Here is a 20,066-nt window from a genome sequence, read left to right as displayed (position 1 = left end):
GTGACGGCGCTGGCCGGCTTCGCCGCCGCCCTGCTGCGTGGCCAGGGGGCGCATGCACGCTTCCTGCAGACCATGTCTGTGCAGGTGCTGATGATGGCGGTGAATATCGGCACCGGCCTGTTCATCGCCCGGCTGCTGGGACCGGAAGGGCGCGGCTCGCTGGCCGCCATCGTGTTCTGGCCGCAATTCATCGCCTCCCTCGTGCTGGCCGGCCTGCCCTATGCGCTGATCTACCATCTGCGCGGCGTGCCGGAGGCGCGGCGGCCGATCTTCGGCGCCGGGCTGGTCATCTCCACCGCGCTCGGCGTGCTCGGCGTGGTCGCCGGGTATTTCGGCATTCCCTACGCCATGTCGCAGGGCTTTCCGCCGGATGTGGTGGAATATGCCCGGGTGGGGGTCGTCATCACCGTGGCCAGCACGGTCGCCATGCTGCTGAAGGCCAGCCTCGGTGCGCTGGACCGGCAGGGCCTCGCCAACCGCTTCGGCCTCGCCGACCCGGTGCTCTATCTGCTGTTGCTGCTTGTCGCCGCCGTCACGGTGCCGGTGACGCCGCAGGTCGCGGCCACCTGCCTCTACGTGGCCACCGCGCTCACCCTGGGCGCGGTGCTGGTCACCCTGCGCGGCGACATGCCGCCCCGCTTCGCCGGCATCGGGCGCTGGTTCGGCCCGGTCGGCGGCTATGCGCTGCGGGCGGCGCCGGCCGGCATGCTCTCCAACCTCTCCTACCATCTGGACCGGCTGGTGCTGGTGGCGATGATCACGCCGCATGAGCTCGGCCTCTACGCCGTCGCCTTCAGCCTCTCGCGGCTGATGGAGGTGGTGAAGAGCACCATCGCCTCGGTCGGCATGGCGGCCATGGCCGGACGGCCGGAGGCGGAGGTGAAGGCGCTGCATGACCGCGTCTTCCGCTTCGTGCTGTATGCCGTGACGGTCATCGTCATCGGCGGGCTGCTCTTCGGCGGCCTCGCCATCACCCTGGTCTATGGCCAGGATTTCGGCCCGGCCAACGCCTTCTTCCGGGTGCTGGTGGTGGAGGCGGCGCTGTCCTGCCTCGGCCAGGTGGCCTCGCAGCTCTTCTTCAGCCTCGGCCGGCCCGGCCAGGTCTCGCTCGCCCAGGGGATCAGCTTCGTCGCCTCGCTGGCCACCATGCTGGCGCTGGTGCCGGCAATGGGCGCCATGGGCGGCGCCATCGGCCTTTTCGTCGGCACCGCGGTCCGGCTGGGCGTGCTGCTCGGCGCCATCCGCCTGACCCTGCGCCTGCCACTGCCCGGGCTGCTGCCGCTGCCCGGCGAGATCCGCATGTTCTGGAGGAGCCTCGTTCGTGTCTGATGTGCAAACCTCCTCCGCCGCGGCCGATGCCGTCGACCGGGTGCGCCTGGCCAATACGCCGCTCGACTGCTCGCGCCTCGGCTACGGCACGGCGGCGCTGATGGGGCGGCTCGGCCGCCGCCGCTCCGTGGAATTGCTGCGCTGCGCCTATGACTCCGGGGTGACGCATTTCGACACCGCCCGCTCCTACGGCTATGGCGAGGCGGAGGTGGCGGTGGGCGATCTGGCCCAGGCGGTAGGCCGCGACCGCATCACCATCGCCACCAAATTCGGCATCCTGCCGCCGCGGCGCAGCCCGGCCCTGACGGCGGCCAAGGCGGTGGCGCGGGTGCTGACGGCGGCGCTGCCCGGGCTGCGCCGGGCGATCGGCCGCCGCGCCTATGGCATGGTGCAGGGCGGCGCCTTCGACCTGGCGACGGCGACGGCCAGCGTGGAAGCAAGCCTCCGCGCCCTGCGCACCGACCACATCGACCTGCTGCTGATGCATGAATGCGCGCCGGAGGACCGGACGGAGGAGATGCTCACCTTCCTCGACCGGCTGCTGCGGGAGGGCAAGATCCGCAGCCATGGCGTCGCCACCCAGCCGGGGGCGAGCCGGGCCATCCTGCTTTCCCCGAACGCGCCGGCGCCGGTGGTGCAGGTGCCGGACAGCCCGCTTTCCCCCACCCTGCCGGGGCTGCTGGCCGGGCTGACGGCGCCGCCCGGCTGCGTCACGCATTCCGCGCTCGGCGCCCGCTTCGCCGAGCTGCGCGCCCGGCTGGCGGCGGATCCGGCCCTGGCGCGGCGCTGGTCGGACCGGCTCGGCTTCGACGTTGTCGGGAATCCGGACCGGCTGGGCGGGCTCTGCCTCGCCGCTGCGCTGGCCGCCAACCCGCAGGGCGTGGTGCTGTTCTCCTCGACGCGCGAGACGCATATCCGCGCCAATGCGAAAATCGGCACGGCCCGGGCAACCGCTGCGGCGCGGCCGGCGGTCGGCGCGCTGCGCGCCCTGCTGGCGGAGGCGGCGCCGGCCGCGGCGCCCATTGCCGCCACGCTGGCGGGCGCCACGAGCTGGACGCTGCTCGCCATGGCCGGGATCGCCGGGGCATGATCGGCGACATCACGGAACTGCCCCCCGGCGGGCGGCTCGAAGCCGATCTCTGCATCATCGGCACCGGCCCCACCGGCCTTGCCCTGGCGCGGGAATTCCTCGGCAAGCCGGGGCTCAACGTGGTGATGCTGGAAGCCGGCGGGCAGGAGGTGGAGGCGGCGGCGCAGCGCCTGAACGATGGCGTCGTGCTGCTCGGCCTGCCGCATCGCGGCAACCGCAATGAGGGCCGCGCCCGCGCCTTCGGCGGCACCGGCCGGATCTGGGCCGGGCAGTGCCTGCCGCTGGATGCCATCGACTACGCCGCGCGGCCCTGGGTGCCGCATAGCGGCTGGCCGATCGGCCCGGAGGAGCTGGCGCCCTTCTTGGCAAGGGCGGAGGAATTCTTCCACGTCCCCGGCGCCGCCTATGATGCGCGGAATTACGCCGCCTTCCGGCTGCGCCCACCGGGCTTCAATCCGGCGGCGCTGCGCAGCCTCTTCACCGTCTATACGCCGCGCGTCGATACCGGCGCCGACCGGCTGGCGGAATTCCGCGCCGCCGCCAATGTGCGCGTGCTGCTGCATGCGGCGGTGGCGGAGATCCTGACCAATGCCGAGGGAACGCGCGCCACCGGCCTCAGCGTGCTGGCGCCGGACGGCACGGCACGGCAGGTGCTGGCGCCGCGCATCGTGCTCTGCGCCGGCGGCCTCGAGAATGCCCGGCTGCTGCTGCTCTCGGACAGCGCGCGCCCCGCCGGCCTCGGCAATGACCGCGACCTGGTCGGCCGCTTCTACCAGGACCACCCGACCGGCATGACCGCCGAGCTGGAATTGGGCAGCGCCGACCTCGCCGATCTGCAGACCCGCTTCCGCCTGCTCTATGGCCGCGACGGGCGGCGCTACTTCCCGAAATTCGCCCTCAGCGAGGCGGTGCAGCGGGAGGAGAAGCTGCTGAACGGCGTCGCCCATCTCTATTTCGACTACCCCGAGGACAGCGTGCAGCAGACGCTGCGGGAGGCGGTGCTGGCGCTCCGCCGCGGCCGGCGGCCGGAGCTTTCGGCGCGGCAGGCGCTGGGCCTGGCCGGGGGCGTGGGCGAACTTGGCCGGGCGGCGGCGCGGCGCTGGCTGCACGGCTTCTCCCCCATCGGCAGGCTCACCGGCATCCGCCTGCAATGCCATCTGGAACAGGCGCCGGATCCGGACAGCCGCGTCACCATCCGGCGGGACCGGCACGATGCGCTCGGCCTGCCGGCCATGGCGATCGACTGGCGCTACGGCGCGCTGGAACGCCGCACGCTGCAAAGGCTGACCGAGCTGGCGGTGGTGGAATTCGCCCGGCTCGGCCTCGGCCGGCTGCGCCCCTATCCCTGGCTGCATGAGGCGGCGGCGGAGTGGCGCACCCGGCTGGAGGATTGCTGCCACCAGGCCGGCACCACCCGCATGGCCGCCAGGCCGGAGGACGGCGTGGTGGACCCCGATGGCGCGGTCTTCGGGGTGGATGGGCTCTACATCGCCGGTGGCTCCACCTTCCCCACCTCCGGCTTCGCCAACCCTACCCTTACCATGGTGGCGCTGGCGATCCGCCTGGCGGACCATTTGAAGGCCCGGCTGACCGCCCCGGCGCCGCGCCGCGCGGCGGTGGCGGCGCCCGCCGCCGCGAAGCTGCCCGCTGCCGCGGCCGCTGCCCGGCTGGGAGGCGGCTGATGGCCAGCCTCGCCGCCCAGCGCGCCCTCCGCCCCGCCGCGCGGGGCCGGCCCGCCCTGCTCTTCCTGGAATTGCTCAGCGGCGAGGCGCTCTTCGCCCTCTTCATCGCGCTGCTGCTGCCCATCGGCTTCACGCTGGTCGGCCTTTCCGCGCTGAACCGCACCCTCTACCCGCTGCTCGCCTGCCTGGCGGCGGGCTGGCTGCACCACAAGCGCTCGCCCTGGTACCTTGGCCTCTGCATCTGGCTCTTCGCCGCCAGCCCGCTGATCCGCCGGCTGACCGACTACGATCTGGGCTATGAGCAGACCAGCTCGGTGCTGCTCGCCGCCTATCTCGCCTGCCTCTGGGGCGCGGCGACCGGCCTGCCCTATGTGCTGCGGCCGGGGGCGCGCTATGCCGGCGCCTTCCTCCTCATCTTCGCCTGCATCGCCTATGGCGTGCTGGTCGCCGTCTTCAACGACCGGCTGGTGGCCTCGCTGGTGGAGGCGCTGAAATGGCTGGTCGGGCCCTTCCTCGCGCTCCACATCATCGCCGATCCGGCACGCCGGTCGGAGTATCGCCGCGTCGTCGTGCTGGCCTTCGTCGCCGGCGGGCTGGCCATGGCGCTCTACGGCATCCACCAATTCGTCTCGCCCACGGCCTGGGACCTCGAATGGGTGTCCAATGTGCGGCAGGACGGCATGACCTCCATCGGCAATCCGGAGCCCTATGGCATCCGCGTCTTCAGCACCATGCATTCGGCGGGCTCGCTCGGCGCCTTCCTGATGGCCTCCATGCTCTTCGCCCTGGCGCTGCCGGCCACCGTCGCGGTGCCCAGCCTGCTGCCCATCATGCTGGCGATCGGGCTCTGCCAGTACCGCAGCATCTGGGGCGGCACGGTGCTCGCCATCCTCTGCGTGGCGATGATCGGGCCGGCGCGCGAGCGCAGCCGCATCGTCCTGGCGGCGCTTGGCGTCATCTTCTCCCTCGGCATGCTGAGCATGGTGCCGGAGGTGGAATACACGCTGGGCGAGCGGCTGCGTTCCCTCACCGAGCTGCGCGCCGATGCCAGCGGCGAGGACCGGCTGCAGCAATATGTGCAGGTGCTGGAGCACAACGAGGATCTGCTGGCCGGCCAGGGCCTCGGCACCGGCGCCGGCTCGCTGATCGGCCAGCAGGCGGGCGGGCCGGGCTATATCGATGGCGGGCTGCTGATGTCCTATGTCGCGCTCGGCTTCGTCGCCGCCAGCCTCTACTTCGTCGCGCTGCTGACGACGGTCGGGCGGGTCCTCGCCTTGGCCGGCCGCCTGCCGGGCGAGGGCTTTCTCTACGCCGCCATCGTCGTGGGATGGATCATCCAGCTCCCCCTGAGCGCGGTGCATACCAGCGAGACCGGCATTCCCGGCTGGCTTGCCATCGGCCTGGCACTGGCCGGAGGGCGGGTCATCGCGGAACAGGGAGGGCAGCGATGAGCGAGACCACCACCATCGCCACCTGGATCGTGCTCGACAGCCCGGACGAGGCAAGCGAATACCCCTCGGTCGGTGCGGATTCCTCGAAGCCGGAATTCCAGCTCGTCTACTGGCGCTGCATCGCGCTGTTCTTCCTCTCGGCGCGTATCCACAACCCGGAGCATGCGCTGCTGCTCTACTGCAACCGCCGGGTGGCGGAGGTGGCGCCGCCGCGCATCGCCGCGCTGCTCGCCGAGCTGGGCGTGGCCGAGGTGACGCTGCCGCTGACCCACCGCCTGCCCCCGGAAGCCGCGGCGCGCTGGGGCAATGTGTTCTACGAGATCGACATATTGCGGCATTACGCCGAGGCGGGCGGCCCGCCTTCCCTGCTGCTGGCGGACAGCGACTGCCTGTGGCGCCGCCCCTTCGCGCCCTTCGAGGCGCGGCTGCGCGCCGAGCAATGCCTGCTCTACACGCTGCGCCCGGCCGACCAGAAGGCGTATCAGGGCGATGTGCTGATCAACGGCATGTCCCGCCGCCGCATGGCGGCGACGGCGGAGACGCTGTTCGGCCGCGGCCCGGCCGGCGAGATGCCTTTCCAGGGCGGCGAATTCTCCGCCTTCACCCTGGGCTGGTGCCGCCGGGCCCTGCCGCTCGCCGAGCGGCTCTGGGAACTGGCGCGCACCGAGGCGGAGCTGCCCGACGCCATCCGCACCGAGGAACATCTCTGGAGCATCATCGCCGTCGCCCTCGGCGTCCGGCCCTATGGCGCCAACGACATCGTGCGCCGGATCTGGACCAATTTCGACGCGGCGAATGCGAAGCCGGAGGATCTCGACCTCACCCTCTGGCACCTGCCCTCCGAGAAGAAATTCGGCTTCCGCCGCATGTGGCACGCCATCGAGGCCGGGGACCGGCCGCCGCTCGCCCTCTCGCCGGATGAGTTCAACGCCATGACCCGCCGCTTCATGGGGGTGCCGCAGCGCGGGCCGCGCAAAGTGGCGCTGGACCTCGCCGCCAAGCTCAGGGAACGCCTGGCGCTGGCCGCCGGGCTGGGGCGCGTGGCATGAGCGCGACGGGCATCCCCTACGCATCCGGACGGGTCGCGGCGCGCGGCGGCACGGCGCTCGATCTCGGCCTCATCCTGCTGGCGACCTTGGCGCTGCGCCTGCCGGCGCTCTCCATCTCCGTCTTCGACAATGCCGCGGCCTGGGACGAGCACGCCTTCCTGCTGGCGGGGCGGGAGGTGCTGCACGGCCACCTTCCCTACCTGACCTTCTGGGACCACAAGCCGCCCGGCACCGCGGTGCTGCTGGCCGGCGCCATGGCGCTGCTGGGCCCGACGGTGGAGGCCGGGCGGTGGCTGGCCATCCTCGCCGTCGCCTCGACCGGCTGGGCGCTTTACGGCATCGCCTGGCGGGTGGCGGCGGACCGGCTGGTGGCGCTCGGCGCGGCGCTGCTCTGGGTGGTGTTCTCCGCCCGCCTCGCCGGCGTGCAGCTGATGACGGAGACGCTGCAGGCGCCCTTCACCGCCTTCGCCGTGCTGCTGCTGCTGGATGCGGCGCGGCCGCGCGGCTTCGGCGCGCTGGCCTGGCGCTTCGCCCTGGCGGGGCTGGCGGGCGGCGTCGCCGTTTCGGTGAAATACGTGCCGGCGGTGCCGGTCTCGCTCGTCGCCGCGGCGGCGCTGCTGGCGCTGCTGCAGGCGCGGCTTGGCCTGCTGCGCTGCCTTGGGCTTGGCGTGGCGTTCTCCATCGGGCTGCTGCTGCCCACGGCGGTGGCGGTGGGCGTGTTCTGGCAGGCGGGGCAGTTGCCGGAATTCTGGCACGCCAATTTCGGCTTCGCCCAGCGCTATGTGGAATTCAGCGAGCATGTGCGCGGCGCCTGGGCCGAGCGCATCCGCTGGATCAGCCTCTCCCTGGTGCAGATCTGGCCGCTCTTCGTGCTCTCGGCGGTCGCGCTGCTGCCGGTTTCGCTGCGGCTGCTGCCGCGCGGCTTCCCGCTGCTGGCCCTGGCGCTGTGGTGGGTGGGGGAGGCGATCGCGCTCTGCCTGCAGACCCGCTTCTTCGACCACCATTTCATTCCGCTGCTGGCGCCAATGGCGGTGGTCTCGGCGGCGATGCTGGTGGTGCATGCGCGGCGGCTGGCGGCGCCCGGCCTGGCGCCGCAGCTTGCAACGCTGGCGATCGGCGCGCTGGCGCTGATGCCGCTGGCGCAGGATGTGCTGGAAGTGGCGACGGCGCGCTTCCGCCCGGACGTGCCGCGCCGCGTCGCCGCCGCCCTGCCGCGCGGGGCGGAGGTGTATGTGGCGAATTACGCGCCGGTGATCTACCTGCTCTCGGACTCGCCGCTGGCGACGCGGCAGGCCTGGCCCTCCTTCCTCGTCGGGCCGCGGGTGCTGACGGATGACGTGCCGACGGAGCGCGCCCGGCTGCTGGCGGAGAAGCCGCGCTTCGTGGTGTTCCACGAGGCCTGGCGGAACAACGCGGTGGCCTGGGATGCCGGCGCGCTGGAGGCGGTGGAGGCGATGCTCGCGCAGGACTATGTGGCGCGGGAGCACTGGTCGCTGAACGATGCGCGGGGGGTGGTGACGCTGTACGAGCGGCGGGGGTGAGGACGGGGGCTCCGCCCCCGTGCCCCGGCAGGAGGCTCTGCCTCCTGCACCTCCGCCGGGGCCAGGACCTGGCCCCGGACCCCGGTCCGAGTCGGCAGGTTGAACCACAGAACTCACACCAGGGTCCGGGGGGTGGTCCACCCCCCGGCGGGAGTGCAGAGGGCAGCGCCCTCTGCTGGGGGTTTGGGGGCAACGCCCCCAAACCTAGCCGATCGCCAGCGTGGCCATCCCATCCCCCGTCGCGAAGCACCAGCCGATCGCGCCCTCCCTGCCGCCCGGCCGTGCCGTGCCGTCCGGCCCCTTCACCAGCCACGTATCCGCCTGGCCTTGCGGCGCCCGCACCGAAAGCGTCGCGCCGCGCAGCGCCATCACCGTGAGGCCGCCGGGCGGCGCCGGCATCAGGCAGATGCCCGCCACCGGCGTCGGGCCAGGCCTGCCGGGCCGCACCCGCCCGCCCGGCGCCCATTCCAGCACCTGGCCGCGCTCCACCGCCGGGCCTTCCGCGGCCACCGCGGCGAAGCAGGCGTCCCAGCCGCCCTGCTCCAGCAGGCGCCAGCCGCGGAAGCTGTCGTCGCGCACGGTCTGCGGGTGCAGCATCGGCCGCCGCGCCGCAGCGCAATTGTGCAACAGATGGCCGATATGGCCGTGGATCTCGCAGCCTTCCGAACGCGCCACCTTCAGCAGCGCCTGCTCGCCCGGCACGGTGGCGAAGGGCTCCTTCAATTGCCGCCAGCTCACCCGCTCCGCGCGGTACAGATCCCATAGCGCATCGCGCGGCGCCCGCGTCCAGCGCCATTCGTCCGACCACTGGAAGTAGCAGGTGTCGAAGCTGACGATGCGCATCACCGCGCGGCGCGGCGCATTGGCATCCTGGATCCAGGCATTGCCGACATATTCGAACATGCAGTTGAGGAAGACGGAATTGCTGACCAGTACCGCATCGCCCGGCCCGGCCTCCTTCAGCAGCGCGTAGGGGGAGCCGCCGACATAGCAGGAGACCAGCGTGCAGCCGCCCATCTGCGCCTCCGGCGCCACCGCGATGGCGGCCATGGAGCAGCCGGAGAACATGCATTTCTCGAACAGCAGATCGCCGTACAGCGTCTCGCTCGGCGCCGGGAAATGCACGGCGTAGAAGCATTCGCGGCAGATCACGTCCTCGAAGCGCGAATGGTCGCCGACGATGCTGAGCCCTGCCCGGAACCGGCTGGCCAGGCAGCGCGTCATGCGGCGGCGGGAGCCCCAGCCCCAGCCATCCATCGCCGCCGGCATCACCCCCGGCCGCGGCGCCACGCGGGCCGGGCCGAGCAGGCCGATATCCTGCCACACCCCCTCATACATCCCGGCCGGAGCGCGACGGCCGGGGCAGAGCACGGCGAACTGGCCTTCGCCGAGATCGACCGGCCAGTGATAGGTGGTGGCGTATTTCCCCTCGCCCAGCCAGTTCACCTCGGCGCCCCGCTCGCCCCATTCGCGGCATTCCGGGAAGGTGAGGCTGCGGTTGCAGATGTAGGTGCCGGCAGGCGAGAGGACGGTGCCGCCGCCGGTCCTGGCGATCAGGTCGATCGCCGCCTGGGTGGCGGCCCAGTCGATCTCGTCCTGCAGGCTCGTCGCCTGCGGGAAGTCGCGCTGGGCGGCGGCCAGGCTGCGGTAGCGCTCGCTGAGCGGATGCCGCCTGCCATCGCCGATGGCGCCGAGATCCCGCACCGAGACCATGCGGCTGCCGCGCAGCGCGGCGATGGAGAGCGGACGGTTCAGCCCGTCCGTCCCGATGGCGCCGACAACATCCGCGCGATCCACCCGGGGGGATGTCTGCCGTCGCGCGGTCTCGTCTGCCATGTTGGCTCCCTGTCCGCTGCAACAGGGAGTAGGTAAGGACATGCTGCGGCGACGTCATCTGCCGGTTCTGGCACTGCCGGTCACAGCCGCGCGGGCGGACGCCGCCCCGCCTGGCATCCGCGTCGCGCCGGGCGCCGAGGCGGCCTTCGCCGCGCTGGCGGCACGCCTGGCCGGCACTGGCATGGCGTTGCGCCCGGTGCCGGGCGAAATGGGCGAATGGGTGCCGGGCGAGGCGGGGCAATGCGGCGCGCTTGCCTTCGGCCCGCTGCCGGCCAGCCCGGCGCTGCTGCCCTTCGGCGGCTTTCCCTGCGGCATGGCCGCGGCGGAGCTGCGCCATTGGCTCGGCATCGCGGCGGGGCAGGAGCTGTGGGCGGCGGGCTTCGCGCGGGAGGCGAAGCGCGCCTTCCCGCTGGCCGTGGTGACCCGCGCGGCGCGGGCGGACTCGCCGGCCCCCGGCCTGCTGCATGGCGCGGTGATCGAGCTCGCCCTGCCGCAGGCGCGCTTCGCCGCGCTGCCCGCCGCGGCACAGGCAGCGCTGGAAGCGGCCTGCGCCGCATGCTGGGCGGCGGCCCCCCTGCCGGAACCCGAGCCACTGCCTGCCCCGCCGGCGGCGGCGGAGGCGATGCGGCGCTGGTGGGCGGAGGTGACGGCGGCGTCGGAAGCCAGGGCGCTGGGCTTGGCGGAGCGCTACCGAGCGGCGCGGATAGCGGCGGTTTTCCAGGCTTTTCCTGCCGCCTGAGCCCATTTTCGTCAAGTTATGTAAGCTCAGTACACCCAGTATCTCTGGGAACGGTCGGCAGGTGGGCAAGCTGCTGATGGCATAGCTGCGCCGCCAGCACAAGTTGTGCTTGCCGAAACCGCAAAAATTGCACATTGAATATCGTACACAACAACATGGGACGAAGACGTGGCAGATATCCAAGTCGCCATGCGCGCTGCTGATTTTATCGACACTATAGGTGTCAATACGCATCTTGCCTGGAAGGGGTCCGGGCTGCCCTATTCCCATCAGGACAAGATCGTCGCCGCGATCGACTATCTCGGCGTGAATTATATTCGGGATGGCGTGCCGCATGCCGGCTATACGCTGGACCAATATGTCGAATTGGCGGAGCGTGGCGTGCAGTTCAACCTGCTTGTCACTTCGGACGCCTTCAATGAGACAGGCGATTACGCGCACGATCTGGACAATGCCGAGCGGCTGGTGCGGGCGGCACCGGGCAGCGTGGTCTCGATCGAAGGGCTGAACGAGGTCAATACCTGGCCGGTGACCTATAATGGCCAGAGCACGGCCGCAAACCTTGCCCTCGGCCGGGATGTGCAGAAGCTGCTCTACGACCAAGTGCACGCCCATGCCGGGTTGGGGGGCATCGAGGTCCTCAACCTCACCCTGGGCGGACTGCGGGAGCGTGACGTCGGGCCGCTCGGCAACATGAGCGCCTTCGCCGATTACGGCACCTTCCACGTCTATTACGGCAATGGCGACCAGCCCGCCGTCACCCTGGCCGCCGGGGTCTCCGCGGCGAAGGCCATGGCCCCCGACGACCCGGTCCAGATCACCGAGAGCGGCTACTACAACGCCATCCATGACATGTCCTGGCTCGGCGGCGGCGTGAGCGAGGCGGTGCAGGCCAAGCTCACCCTGAACCTGCTGATGGATGCGGCGAGCATGGGCGTCGCCCGCACCTTCCTCTACGAGCTGATGGACAATGGCCTGCGGCCGACCAGCAGCCTGGAGGGGAGCTTCGGCCTGTTCCGCGGCGATGGCTCGCCCAAGCCGGTGGCGGATGCGATCCACAACCTGACCACGCTGCTGCACGATGACGGCAGCAACGCCGAGAGCTTCGCGACCAACCCGCTCGACATCTCGATCAGCGGAATGCCGTCCAGCGGCAAATCCATGCTGCTGCAGAGCTCCGATGGCGACCACCAGCTCGTCCTCTGGGCGGAGCCGGTGATCTGGAGCATGTCGAGCCTGAGCGAGGTCTGGGCGCCGTCGCAATCGGTGACGATCTCCCTGGGCGAGGTCGCCGATTCGATCAGGGTCTACGACCCGCTGCGCGGCACCGGCGCGATCGAGCAGGCCTCGAACAGCGACAGGATCACGGTCGAGCTCAGCGATCACCCGATCATCATCGACATCTCGGATGACGGCGGGCGGGTCGTGTCGGACGCGCCGGCCGCGCCGGCGGCCCCCGAGACGGGCGGCTCGGCCGGGAGCGTGATCGGCGCCGGCAGCCACGCGCTGGTGCTGGAGATCAGCCAGGATTTCTACCAGGAGAATGCGCGCTACACCGTCAGCGTGGATGGTGTGCAGCAGGGCGGCACGCTGACCGCCAATGCCGTCGCGGGCCGCGATGCCCCCGACATCGTCACCATCAAGGGCGACTGGTCGGAGGGTCGTCACACCGTCACGGTGGACTTCCTGAACGACGCCTATGCCGGCACGCCGGAGACCGACCGCAACCTGCACGTCGAAGGTATCAGCTATGATGGCGTCGACCTCGCCGACGGCTCGGCGACGCTGCTGAGCGCCGGCCATAAGCACTTCGCCCTGCCGGCCACCGCCGACTGGGCGATGTGACAAGAGCCGCGAAGCCGCATCGCGGCTTCGCGGAATTTCCCGGTGCCGCCCTTCCGTCCTGCCGCCTGCCGCAAGGCGGCGGCAGGCAGGCGGCGGCACCGGCCGGGGCAGGCCTCCTTCGAGCCGCCTGCGCAGCTCGGCCTGCCGGCACGACGCCGCAGCGGCCCCAGGCGGTGTCGCCACGCCCATCCCGCCGCACCATCCACCATCGCTCACCATGTCGCTTTCGCCGGCTGAGAGGCCGCCGAGCCCGCCTGCCGATGCCGCGGCGCTGCGTCCGCCCCGGCGCTGCCGCGTAGTGCGGCCGGGCGCGCTGTTCACCCCCGCGCGACGCTGATCACCACCACCTCGAAGACTCCGCCAGCAGCGGCAAGCACGCGCCTTCGCGGCGTGGCGCCGGCGGCGGGTTCCGGAAAATCCGGTGAAGGCTGTCGCTGTCGAAGCGGTCCGGCAGCGCATTCTCCTTGCCGCTAAGTAAAAAACTCCGAATTCGATATAATTCCGGATATCGGCGAGGTCCCAAGCTCGTAATCGCACACGTGAAATTCAATATCAACTTTTCGTTGATCGTCGCCGCGAAAAATTGCTCACTGTTGATCGTACACAATCTCGTGAGGACGATCACATGGCTGCGACCAACGTCTCGATGCGGGCCGCCGACTTTCTCGGCACCATCGGTGTAAACACTCACATCTCATGGCAAGACAGCGGCTCCGCCTACGCTAACCAGAACAATATCACCAAGGCCATCGAGTACCTCGGCGTGAAATACGTCCGGGACGGCGTCCCCTATGAGGGCTGGACCCAGCCCTTCTACGAGTCGCTGGCGGAGAAGGGCATCAAGTTCGACCTGATCGTTACGTCTACCGCGTTCAACCGGCATGGCGACTATTCGGAAGACCTGGGGCACATCAGCTCGCTGGTGAAGGCGGCGCCGGGCAGCGTGATCGGGATCGAGGGTCTCAACGAGATCAATATCTGGACGGCCAATTACGGCGGCTCGAACACCGGCGCCAATCTGAGCCTCGGTCGGCAGATCCAGACCATGCTGAACGACCAGACCAACGCCAACCCGCTGCTGAAGGACATTCCGATCCTGAACCTGACGGTCGGCGGCATCACCGGCCAGACGGCCTCGGTCATCGGCGACCTGAGCGGCGTTTCCGACTACGCCACCTGGCACGTCTATTACGGCAATGGCGACCAGCCGCGGCACAACCTCATGCTGGGCATCAACGATGCCAAGCTGCTGAACCCGCATGACCCGGTGCAGATCACCGAGAGCAACTATTACACCGCCGTGAACGACATGGCCTGGGGCGGCGGCGGCGTCACCGAGGCAGTGCAGGCCAAGCTCGACCTCAACCTGCTGATGGACGCCGCCAAGAACGGCGTCGCCCGCACCTATCTCTACGAGCTGCTGGACAACAACCTCAGCTCCACCAGCGAGATCGAGGGCAGCTTCGGCCTGTTCCACAGCGACGGCTCGCCGAAGCAGGTGGCGACCGCCATCCACAACCTGACCACCATCCTGGCCGACAATGGCAGCAAGGCCTCCAGCTTCGCGACCTCCGCGCTCGACATCTCGGTCAGCGGCCTGCCGAACACCGGCGAGACGATGCTGCTGCAGAAATCCGATGGCCACTACCAGATGGTGATCTGGGCGGAGCCGGATATCTGGAACCAGGCGAGCCGCAGCGCCATCAACGTCGCCAGCCAGCCGGTCACCCTCACCCTCGGCCAGACCGCCGGCACGGTGAAGGTCTATGATCCGCTGGTCGGCACCTCCGCCATCTCCAGCGCGAGCAACACCAAGACCGTCACGGTGCAGGTCAGCGACCACCCGGTGATCATCGACATCTACAGCTCCGGGACCGCCGCGCCGCCGGCCACCACGCCGACGACGCCGACGACGCCAACGACGCCGAGCGCCCCGACCACGCCGCCCGCCAAGGCCACCACCACGATCGGCAGCGGCAGCGACAGCCTGGTACTGAAGATCAGCCAGGACGCCTATAACGGCAATGCGCAGTACACCGTCAGCGTGGACGGCAAGCAGATCGGCGGCACGCTGACCGCCAAGGCGCTGCACGATGCCGGCGTCTCCGACACCATCACGGTGAAGGGCGACTGGGCGGCCGGCAGCCACAAGGTTGCCGTCACCTTCCTGAACGACGCTTTTGGCGGCACCGCGACCACCGACCGCAACCTCTATGTCGATGGCGTCACCTATAACGGCACCAAGGTCTCCTCCGGGGCGGAACTGCTGAGCGCCGGCGCGGCGACCTTCACCGTGGCCGACAAGACCGCCGTTCCGGCCAAGTCCGACACCATCAGCACGACCATCGGCAGCGGCAGCGACACGATGGTGCTGAAGATCAGCCAGGACGCCTGGAAGGGCGATGCGCAGTACACCATCAGCGTCGACGGCAAGCAGGTGGGCGGCACGCTGACCGCCAAGGCGCTGCACGATGCCGGCGTCTCCGACACCATCACGGTGAAGGGCGACTGGGCGGCCGGCAGCCACAAGGTTGCTGTCACCTTCCTGAACGACGCCCATGGCGGCACCAAGGACACCGACCGCAACCTGCACATCGACTCGCTGACCTATAACGGCACCAAGGTCGCCACCGACGTGGCGCAGAACAGCAAGGGCGCCGCGGACTTCACCGTGAAGGACGCGACCGCCATCCCCGGCGCCACGGCCAAGGCCAGCGCGGTCCTCGGCGCCGGCAGCGACACGCTGGTGCTGAAGATCAGCGAGGATGCCTGGAAGGGCGATGCCCAGTACACCATCAGCGTGGACGGCAAGCAGATCGGCGGCACGCTGACGGCCAAGGCGCTGCACGATGCCGGCGTCTCCGACACCATCACGGTGAAGGGCGACTGGGATGCGGGCAACCACAGCATCTCGGTGAATTTCCTGAACGATGCCCATGGCGGCACCAAGGCCACCGACCGCAACCTGCACATCGACTCCGTGGCCTATAACGGCACCACCGTTGCCACCCATGTCGCGCAGAACGCCAAGGGCGCTGCCACCTTCAGCGTCGCCGACAAGACCGACCTCGGCACCGTGCTGGGCAGCGGCAGTGACAGCATCGGGCTGAAGATCAGCCAGGATGCCTATAACGGCAATGCGCAGTATGTGGTGCTGGTGGACGGCAAGCAGATCGGCGGCACCCAGACGGCGCACAGCCTGCATGGGAGCGGCGCTTCCGATCTGGTGACGGTGCAGGGGAGCTGGGGCGCGGGCGAGCACACCCTGGCGGTGAAGTTCCTGAACGACGCCTATGGCGGCACCGCCACCACCGACCGCAACCTCTATGTCGATGCGGTCAGCTATGACGGCAAGGCGCTGGCCGGCGGCACTGCCGAGATGCTGAGCGCGGGGGAGGTTCACTTCACCCTGACCGACACGACGGCAGCGACGGTGAACTGGATCCTGTAACCGGGTGTCGAGGGAGGCTCTGCCTCCCTCGAGTTCCCGCCACCGGGCCGAAGGGCTTTCCCTGGCGGCCCGGTCGCCAAGCGCCGGGGTTCAAAGGACCCTTTGGCCCTTTGCGGGCGGGGGTTGGGGGTTGCGGCCCTGCCGCAACCAGAGCCCTCCCCGAAAACGGGGCATTGTCGCGCCGCCCAGGCCATGGCCTGCTGGCGGCGCGACTGATTCAAGGAGTCCCCGCATGCCTGCCCTGCCCGACCGTGCCCAGGTGGTGATCATCGGCGGTGGGGTGGTGGGGTGCAGCCTGGCCTACCACCTGGTGAAGCGCGGCTGGCGGGACGTGCTGCTGCTGGAAAGGAAGCGGCTGACCAGCGGCACCACCTGGCATGCGGCCGGCCTGGTCGGGCAGTTGCGCGCCACCCAGAACCTGACGCGCCTCGCGCAATACACCACCTCGCTCTATCGCGGGCTGGAGGCGGAGACGGGCCAGCCCACCGGCTTCCGCCGCTGCGGGTCGCTCGCCATCGCCACCACCGAAGGACGGATGGAGGAGCTGGCCCGCGGCGCCGCCATGGCGAGCTGCTTCGGGCTGGAGGCGCAGATGCTGGGCGCCGCCGAGGCCGCCGCCCGCTGGCCGCATATGTATGCCGGCGACGTGCTGGGCGGCGTCTTCCTGCCGGAGGATGGCTATACCAGCCCGATCGACACCACCCAGGCCCTGGCCAAGGGCGCCCGCCAGGGCGGCGCGCGCATCCTGGAAGGCGTGCGTGTCACCCGCATCCTGCACGCAAACGGCGCCGTCACCGGCGTCGAAACCGACCAGGGGGTGGTGCAGGCCGAGTATGTGGTGAATTGCGCCGGCCTCTGGGCCCGCGACCTCGCCGCGCAATGCGGCGTCGCCGTGCCGCTGCACGCCGCCGAGCATTTCTACGTCGTCACCGAGCCGATCCCAGGCCTGCCGCATGACCTGCCCGTGCTGCGAGACCCCGACGCCCGCACCTATATAAAGCCGGAACAGGGCAAGCTGCTGATCGGCTGGTTCGAGGAGGTGGCGAAGCCGTGGGGCATGGAAGGCGTGCCGGATGATTTCGAATTCGGCCACCTCCCGGATGATTTCGACCATATCGCGCCGCTGCTGGAGCTGGCCCAGAAGCGCATCCCGGCGCTGGGCGAGGCGGGCATACGCCTGTTCTTCAACGGCCCGGAAAGCTTCACGCCCGATGACCGCTACCTGCTGGGCGAGGCACCGGAGCTGAAGCGCGCCTTCGTCGCCGCGGGGTTCAATTCCATCGGCATCCAGTCGGCCGGCGGCGCCGGGAAGGTGCTGGCGGATTGGATCGTGGACGGCCACCCGCCCATGGATCTGTGGGATGTGGATATCCGCCGGGTCATGCCCTTCCAGCGCAACAGGCGCTACCTGCATGACCGCACGGTGGAGACGCTGGGCCTGCTCTATGACATGCATTGGCCCTTCCGCCAGCCGGCCAGCGCCCGCGGGGTGCGCCGCACGCCGTTGCACGACGCCATGGCCAAGGCCGGTGCCTGCTTCGGCGAGACCGCCGGCTGGGAACGCGCCAATTGGTTCGCGCCCCCCGGCATGGCGCCGCGCTACGAATACAGCTATGGCCGGCAGAATTGGTTCGCGGCGTCTGCCGCCGAGCACCGCGCGGTGCGCGAGGCGGTCGGTCTCTTCGACCTCTCCTCCTTCGCCAAATTCGTGGTGGAGGGAAGCGATGCGGAGGCGGTGCTGAACCGCATCTGCGCCAATGACGTCGCCGTGCCGCCGGGCCGCGTCGTCTATACCCAATGGCTGAACGAGCGCGGCGGGATCGAGGCGGATGTAACGGTGACGCGGGAGTCGGCGGAGCGCTACCTCGTCGTCACCGCCGCTGCCAGCCAGACCCGGGACCTCGCCTGGCTGCGCCGGAACATCCCGGAGGACGTACGCTGCGCGGTGTTCGACGCGACCTCGGGCCTCGCCACCATCGCCGTCATGGGCCCGCATTCGCGCGCGCTGCTGAGCCGCCTGACCGATGCCGATCTCTCCAACGCCGCCTTCCCCTTCGCCACCTCTCAGGTGATCGACCTCGCCTATGCCCGGCTCCGCGCCACCCGCATCACCTATGTCGGCGAGCTGGGCTGGGAGCTCTACATGCCAAGCGAATTCGCCGCCGGCGTGCATGAAGCGCTCGTGGCAGAAGGCGCCGCTTTCGGCCTGCGCCATGCCGGCTACCACGCGCTGAATTCGCTGCGCATCGAGAAAGCCTACCGTCATTGGGGCCATGACATCGGGGAGGAGGACACGCCCCTCGAGGCCGGGCTTGGCTTCGCCGTCGCCTGGAGCAAGCCCGGCGGCTTCATCGGGCGCCAGGCGCTGTTGCCGAAGCGCGGCCAGCCCTTGACCAAGCGCCTCGTGGTGGTGGTGGTGGAAGACCCCGAGCCCCTGCTCACCCACAACGAACCCATCTTCCGGGACGGCACGCTGGTCGGCCGCACCACCTCCGCCATGTTCGGCCACACCATCGGCCGCAGCATCGCCCTCGGCTATGTCGAGTACGCCGCGGGCGTCACGCCGGACTGGCTGGCGGGCGGGCGTTTCGAAATCCAGGTCGGCATGCGGCGCGTCGCGGCCACGGCCTCGCTGAAGCCGCCCTACGACCCTGCCGGCGCGCGCATCAAGGCCTGACCTGTGCTTGGGCAGTATTGCGCCGCTCGACGCAATTTCGGCCCAGCCCCGGCTTGACCGCCAGGGGTTCGCAGCGAAAGCTGGCGCATGGCCACCCACACGCCGCGATCGCTGCCGCGCAGCCTCTACGCCGCCACCGCCATCCCCGCGCCGCCGACGCCGCCGCTGGAAGGCGAGGCCAGCGCCGACATCGCCATCATCGGCGGCGGCTTCACCGGGCTGTCCACCGCGCTGCACCTGGCGGAGCGCGGCATCGCCGTCACGCTGATCGAGGCGAATGAGCCGGGCTGGGGCGCCTCCGGTCGCAATGGCGGCCAGGTCAATCCCGGGCTGAAGCACACGCCGGACGAGATCGAGACGAAATACGGCGAACTCGGTAAGCGGATGGTCGGTTTCAGCCATGCCGCGCCGGATTACGTCTTCGACCTGGTCCGCCGCTTCCAGCTTCGCTGCGCCGCGCACCAGGGCGGCACCTTGCGCGCCGCCATCGGCCGCAAGGCGGCGGAGGAATTGCGCCGCCTGCAGAAAGTCTATGAGGAGCGCGGCCATCCGACCCGCCTGCTGGAAGGCGCCGCGCTGCGCGACGCCACCGGCACGGATTTTTATACAATCGGCCTGCTCGACCCGCGCGGCGGCGATTTGAACCCGCTGAGCTATGCGCGCGGCCTGGCCGGCGCGGCCATGGCGCTCGGCGCCCGCATCCATGGCGGCACGCCAGCCCTCGCCCTGCGCCCGGGCACCGATGGCTGGGAGATCGCGACGCCCAACGGCAAGCTCCGCGCCGGCCGCGTGCTGCTGGCGACCAATGGCTACACGGACAGCCTCTGGCACGGCCTCGCCCAGAGCCTGGTGCCGCTCTACAGCTCCGTCCGCGCCAGCGCGCCGCTGCCGGAGAAGCTCGCGGCGAGCATCGTGCCCTTCCGCGGCTCGGTCTACGAGACCGGGCGCGTCACCGTCTATTACCGCGTCGATGACGGCAACCGTCTGGTCATCGGCAGCCGCGGCCCGCAGCGGGACCTCACCTCGCCAGCACCGATCGCCTATCTCGTCGCGCATGCGGAGCTTCTCTGGCCGCAGCTCAAGGGCATCGAATGGGCGCAGGCCTGGAACGGCCAGCTCGCCTATACCGAAGACCACTACCCGCATGTGCATGCGCTCGCCCCCGGGCTTTACGCCGCCTATGGCTATAATGGCCGCGGCGTCGCGATGGCCAGCCATATGGGCAAGGCGCTGTCGGGCCTGCTGACGGAAGGCGAGGCCGGGTTCGACATGCCGATCACGCCGATGCAGCCCATCGCCTTCCACCGTTTCTGGAAGCTCGGCGTCTGGTCGGAAATCACCCGCATGCGGGTGCTGGACAAACTAGGCTTGTAGGG

The 20,066-nt window shown here is 70.1% G+C and carries 12 protein-coding genes; 11 read left to right on the top strand and 1 reads right to left on the bottom strand.

Annotation, left to right across the window (positions count from 1 at the left end; genetic code table 11):
* The 6 genes from E5N76_RS02895 to E5N76_RS30915 are packed head-to-tail and all read left to right on the top strand — an operon-like array spanning nt 1 to nt 8,142.
* A complete protein-coding gene (locus tag E5N76_RS02895; RefSeq protein ID WP_187829945.1) occupies nt 1-1,329 on the top strand; it encodes a lipopolysaccharide biosynthesis protein in 1,329 nt (442 codons plus the stop codon).
* Nucleotides 1,322-2,419, top strand: a complete 1,098-nt coding sequence (locus E5N76_RS02890; RefSeq protein ID WP_149535804.1) for an aldo/keto reductase — start codon at nt 1,322-1,324, stop codon at nt 2,417-2,419. The genes E5N76_RS02895 and E5N76_RS02890 overlap by 8 nt, the downstream gene beginning before the upstream one ends.
* Complete coding sequence (locus E5N76_RS02885) at nt 2,416-4,101, top strand: GMC oxidoreductase (RefSeq protein WP_149535803.1); 1,686 nt, start codon at nt 2,416-2,418, stop codon at nt 4,099-4,101. The genes E5N76_RS02890 and E5N76_RS02885 overlap by 4 nt, the downstream gene beginning before the upstream one ends.
* Complete coding sequence (locus tag E5N76_RS02880) at nt 4,101-5,552, top strand: hypothetical protein (protein ID WP_149535802.1); 1,452 nt, start codon at nt 4,101-4,103, stop codon at nt 5,550-5,552. The genes E5N76_RS02885 and E5N76_RS02880 overlap by 1 nt, the downstream gene beginning before the upstream one ends.
* Complete coding sequence (locus E5N76_RS02875) at nt 5,549-6,601, top strand: hypothetical protein (RefSeq protein WP_149535801.1); 1,053 nt, start codon at nt 5,549-5,551, stop codon at nt 6,599-6,601. The genes E5N76_RS02880 and E5N76_RS02875 overlap by 4 nt, the downstream gene beginning before the upstream one ends.
* Nucleotides 6,598-8,142 carry an ArnT family glycosyltransferase gene (locus E5N76_RS30915; protein WP_149535800.1) on the top strand — a complete coding sequence of 515 codons (1,545 nt, stop codon included), beginning with the start codon at nt 6,598-6,600 and terminating at the stop codon, nt 8,140-8,142. The genes E5N76_RS02875 and E5N76_RS30915 overlap by 4 nt, the downstream gene beginning before the upstream one ends.
* Nucleotides 8,143-8,346: 204 nt before the next feature.
* On the opposite strand, the gene E5N76_RS02865 is transcribed toward E5N76_RS30915, so the two are convergent.
* Nucleotides 8,347-9,978 (bottom strand): hypothetical protein, encoded by a 1,632-nt coding sequence (locus E5N76_RS02865; RefSeq protein WP_149535799.1) that lies wholly within the window; start codon nt 9,976-9,978, stop codon nt 8,347-8,349.
* 40 nt (nt 9,979-10,018) lie between these two features.
* Between E5N76_RS02865 and E5N76_RS02860 the strand changes: the two genes are divergently transcribed.
* The 5 genes from E5N76_RS02860 to E5N76_RS02830 all read left to right on the top strand — a co-directional run bounded on the left by E5N76_RS02860 (nt 10,019) and on the right by E5N76_RS02830 (nt 20,064).
* Complete coding sequence (locus E5N76_RS02860; RefSeq protein ID WP_149535798.1) at nt 10,019-10,717, top strand: hypothetical protein; 699 nt, start codon at nt 10,019-10,021, stop codon at nt 10,715-10,717.
* Nucleotides 10,718-10,885: 168 nt separating this feature from the next.
* Nucleotides 10,886-12,562, top strand: a complete 1,677-nt coding sequence (locus E5N76_RS02855) for a carbohydrate-binding domain-containing protein (RefSeq protein ID WP_149535797.1) — start codon at nt 10,886-10,888, stop codon at nt 12,560-12,562.
* Nucleotides 12,563-13,187: 625 nt separating this feature from the next.
* Nucleotides 13,188-16,013: a carbohydrate-binding domain-containing protein gene (locus tag E5N76_RS30015; RefSeq protein WP_207791843.1), complete on the top strand. Its 2,826-nt coding sequence runs from the start codon at nt 13,188-13,190 to the stop codon at nt 16,011-16,013.
* A gap of 232 nt (nt 16,014-16,245) precedes the next feature.
* Nucleotides 16,246-18,690: a GcvT family protein gene (locus E5N76_RS02835; protein ID WP_149535796.1), complete on the top strand. Its 2,445-nt coding sequence runs from the start codon at nt 16,246-16,248 to the stop codon at nt 18,688-18,690.
* A gap of 87 nt (nt 18,691-18,777) precedes the next feature.
* Nucleotides 18,778-20,064, top strand: coding sequence for an NAD(P)/FAD-dependent oxidoreductase (locus E5N76_RS02830; RefSeq protein WP_149535795.1), 1,287 nt, complete (start codon nt 18,778-18,780; stop codon nt 20,062-20,064).
* The last annotated feature ends 2 nt before the right edge of the window (nt 20,065-20,066 follow it).

The organism is Siccirubricoccus phaeus (assembly GCF_008360935.1).
Classification (GTDB): domain Bacteria; phylum Pseudomonadota; class Alphaproteobacteria; order Acetobacterales; family Acetobacteraceae; genus Siccirubricoccus; species Siccirubricoccus phaeus.
Note: the sequence above shows the minus strand (reverse complement) of the source record. Positions and strands in the feature narration are given on the sequence as shown.

What these genes read in the sequence shown, in the direction of transcription:
- E5N76_RS02885 (WP_149535803.1), top strand. Translation starts at nt 2,416, where the DNA reads ATGATCGGCGACATCACGGAACTGCCCCCCGGCGGGCGGCTCGAAGCC.
- E5N76_RS02880 (WP_149535802.1), top strand. Translation starts at nt 4,101, where the DNA reads ATGGCCAGCCTCGCCGCCCAGCGCGCCCTCCGCCCCGCCGCGCGGGGC.
- E5N76_RS02875 (WP_149535801.1), top strand. Translation starts at nt 5,549, where the DNA reads ATGAGCGAGACCACCACCATCGCCACCTGGATCGTGCTCGACAGCCCG.
- E5N76_RS30915 (WP_149535800.1), top strand. Translation starts at nt 6,598, where the DNA reads ATGAGCGCGACGGGCATCCCCTACGCATCCGGACGGGTCGCGGCGCGC.
- E5N76_RS02865 (WP_149535799.1), bottom strand. Translation starts at nt 9,978, where the DNA reads ATGGCAGACGAGACCGCGCGACGGCAGACATCCCCCCGGGTGGATCGC.
- E5N76_RS02860 (WP_149535798.1), top strand. Translation starts at nt 10,019, where the DNA reads ATGCTGCGGCGACGTCATCTGCCGGTTCTGGCACTGCCGGTCACAGCC.
- E5N76_RS30015 (WP_207791843.1), top strand. Translation starts at nt 13,188, where the DNA reads ATGGCTGCGACCAACGTCTCGATGCGGGCCGCCGACTTTCTCGGCACC.
- E5N76_RS02835 (WP_149535796.1), top strand. Translation starts at nt 16,246, where the DNA reads ATGCCTGCCCTGCCCGACCGTGCCCAGGTGGTGATCATCGGCGGTGGG.
- E5N76_RS02830 (WP_149535795.1), top strand. Translation starts at nt 18,778, where the DNA reads ATGGCCACCCACACGCCGCGATCGCTGCCGCGCAGCCTCTACGCCGCC.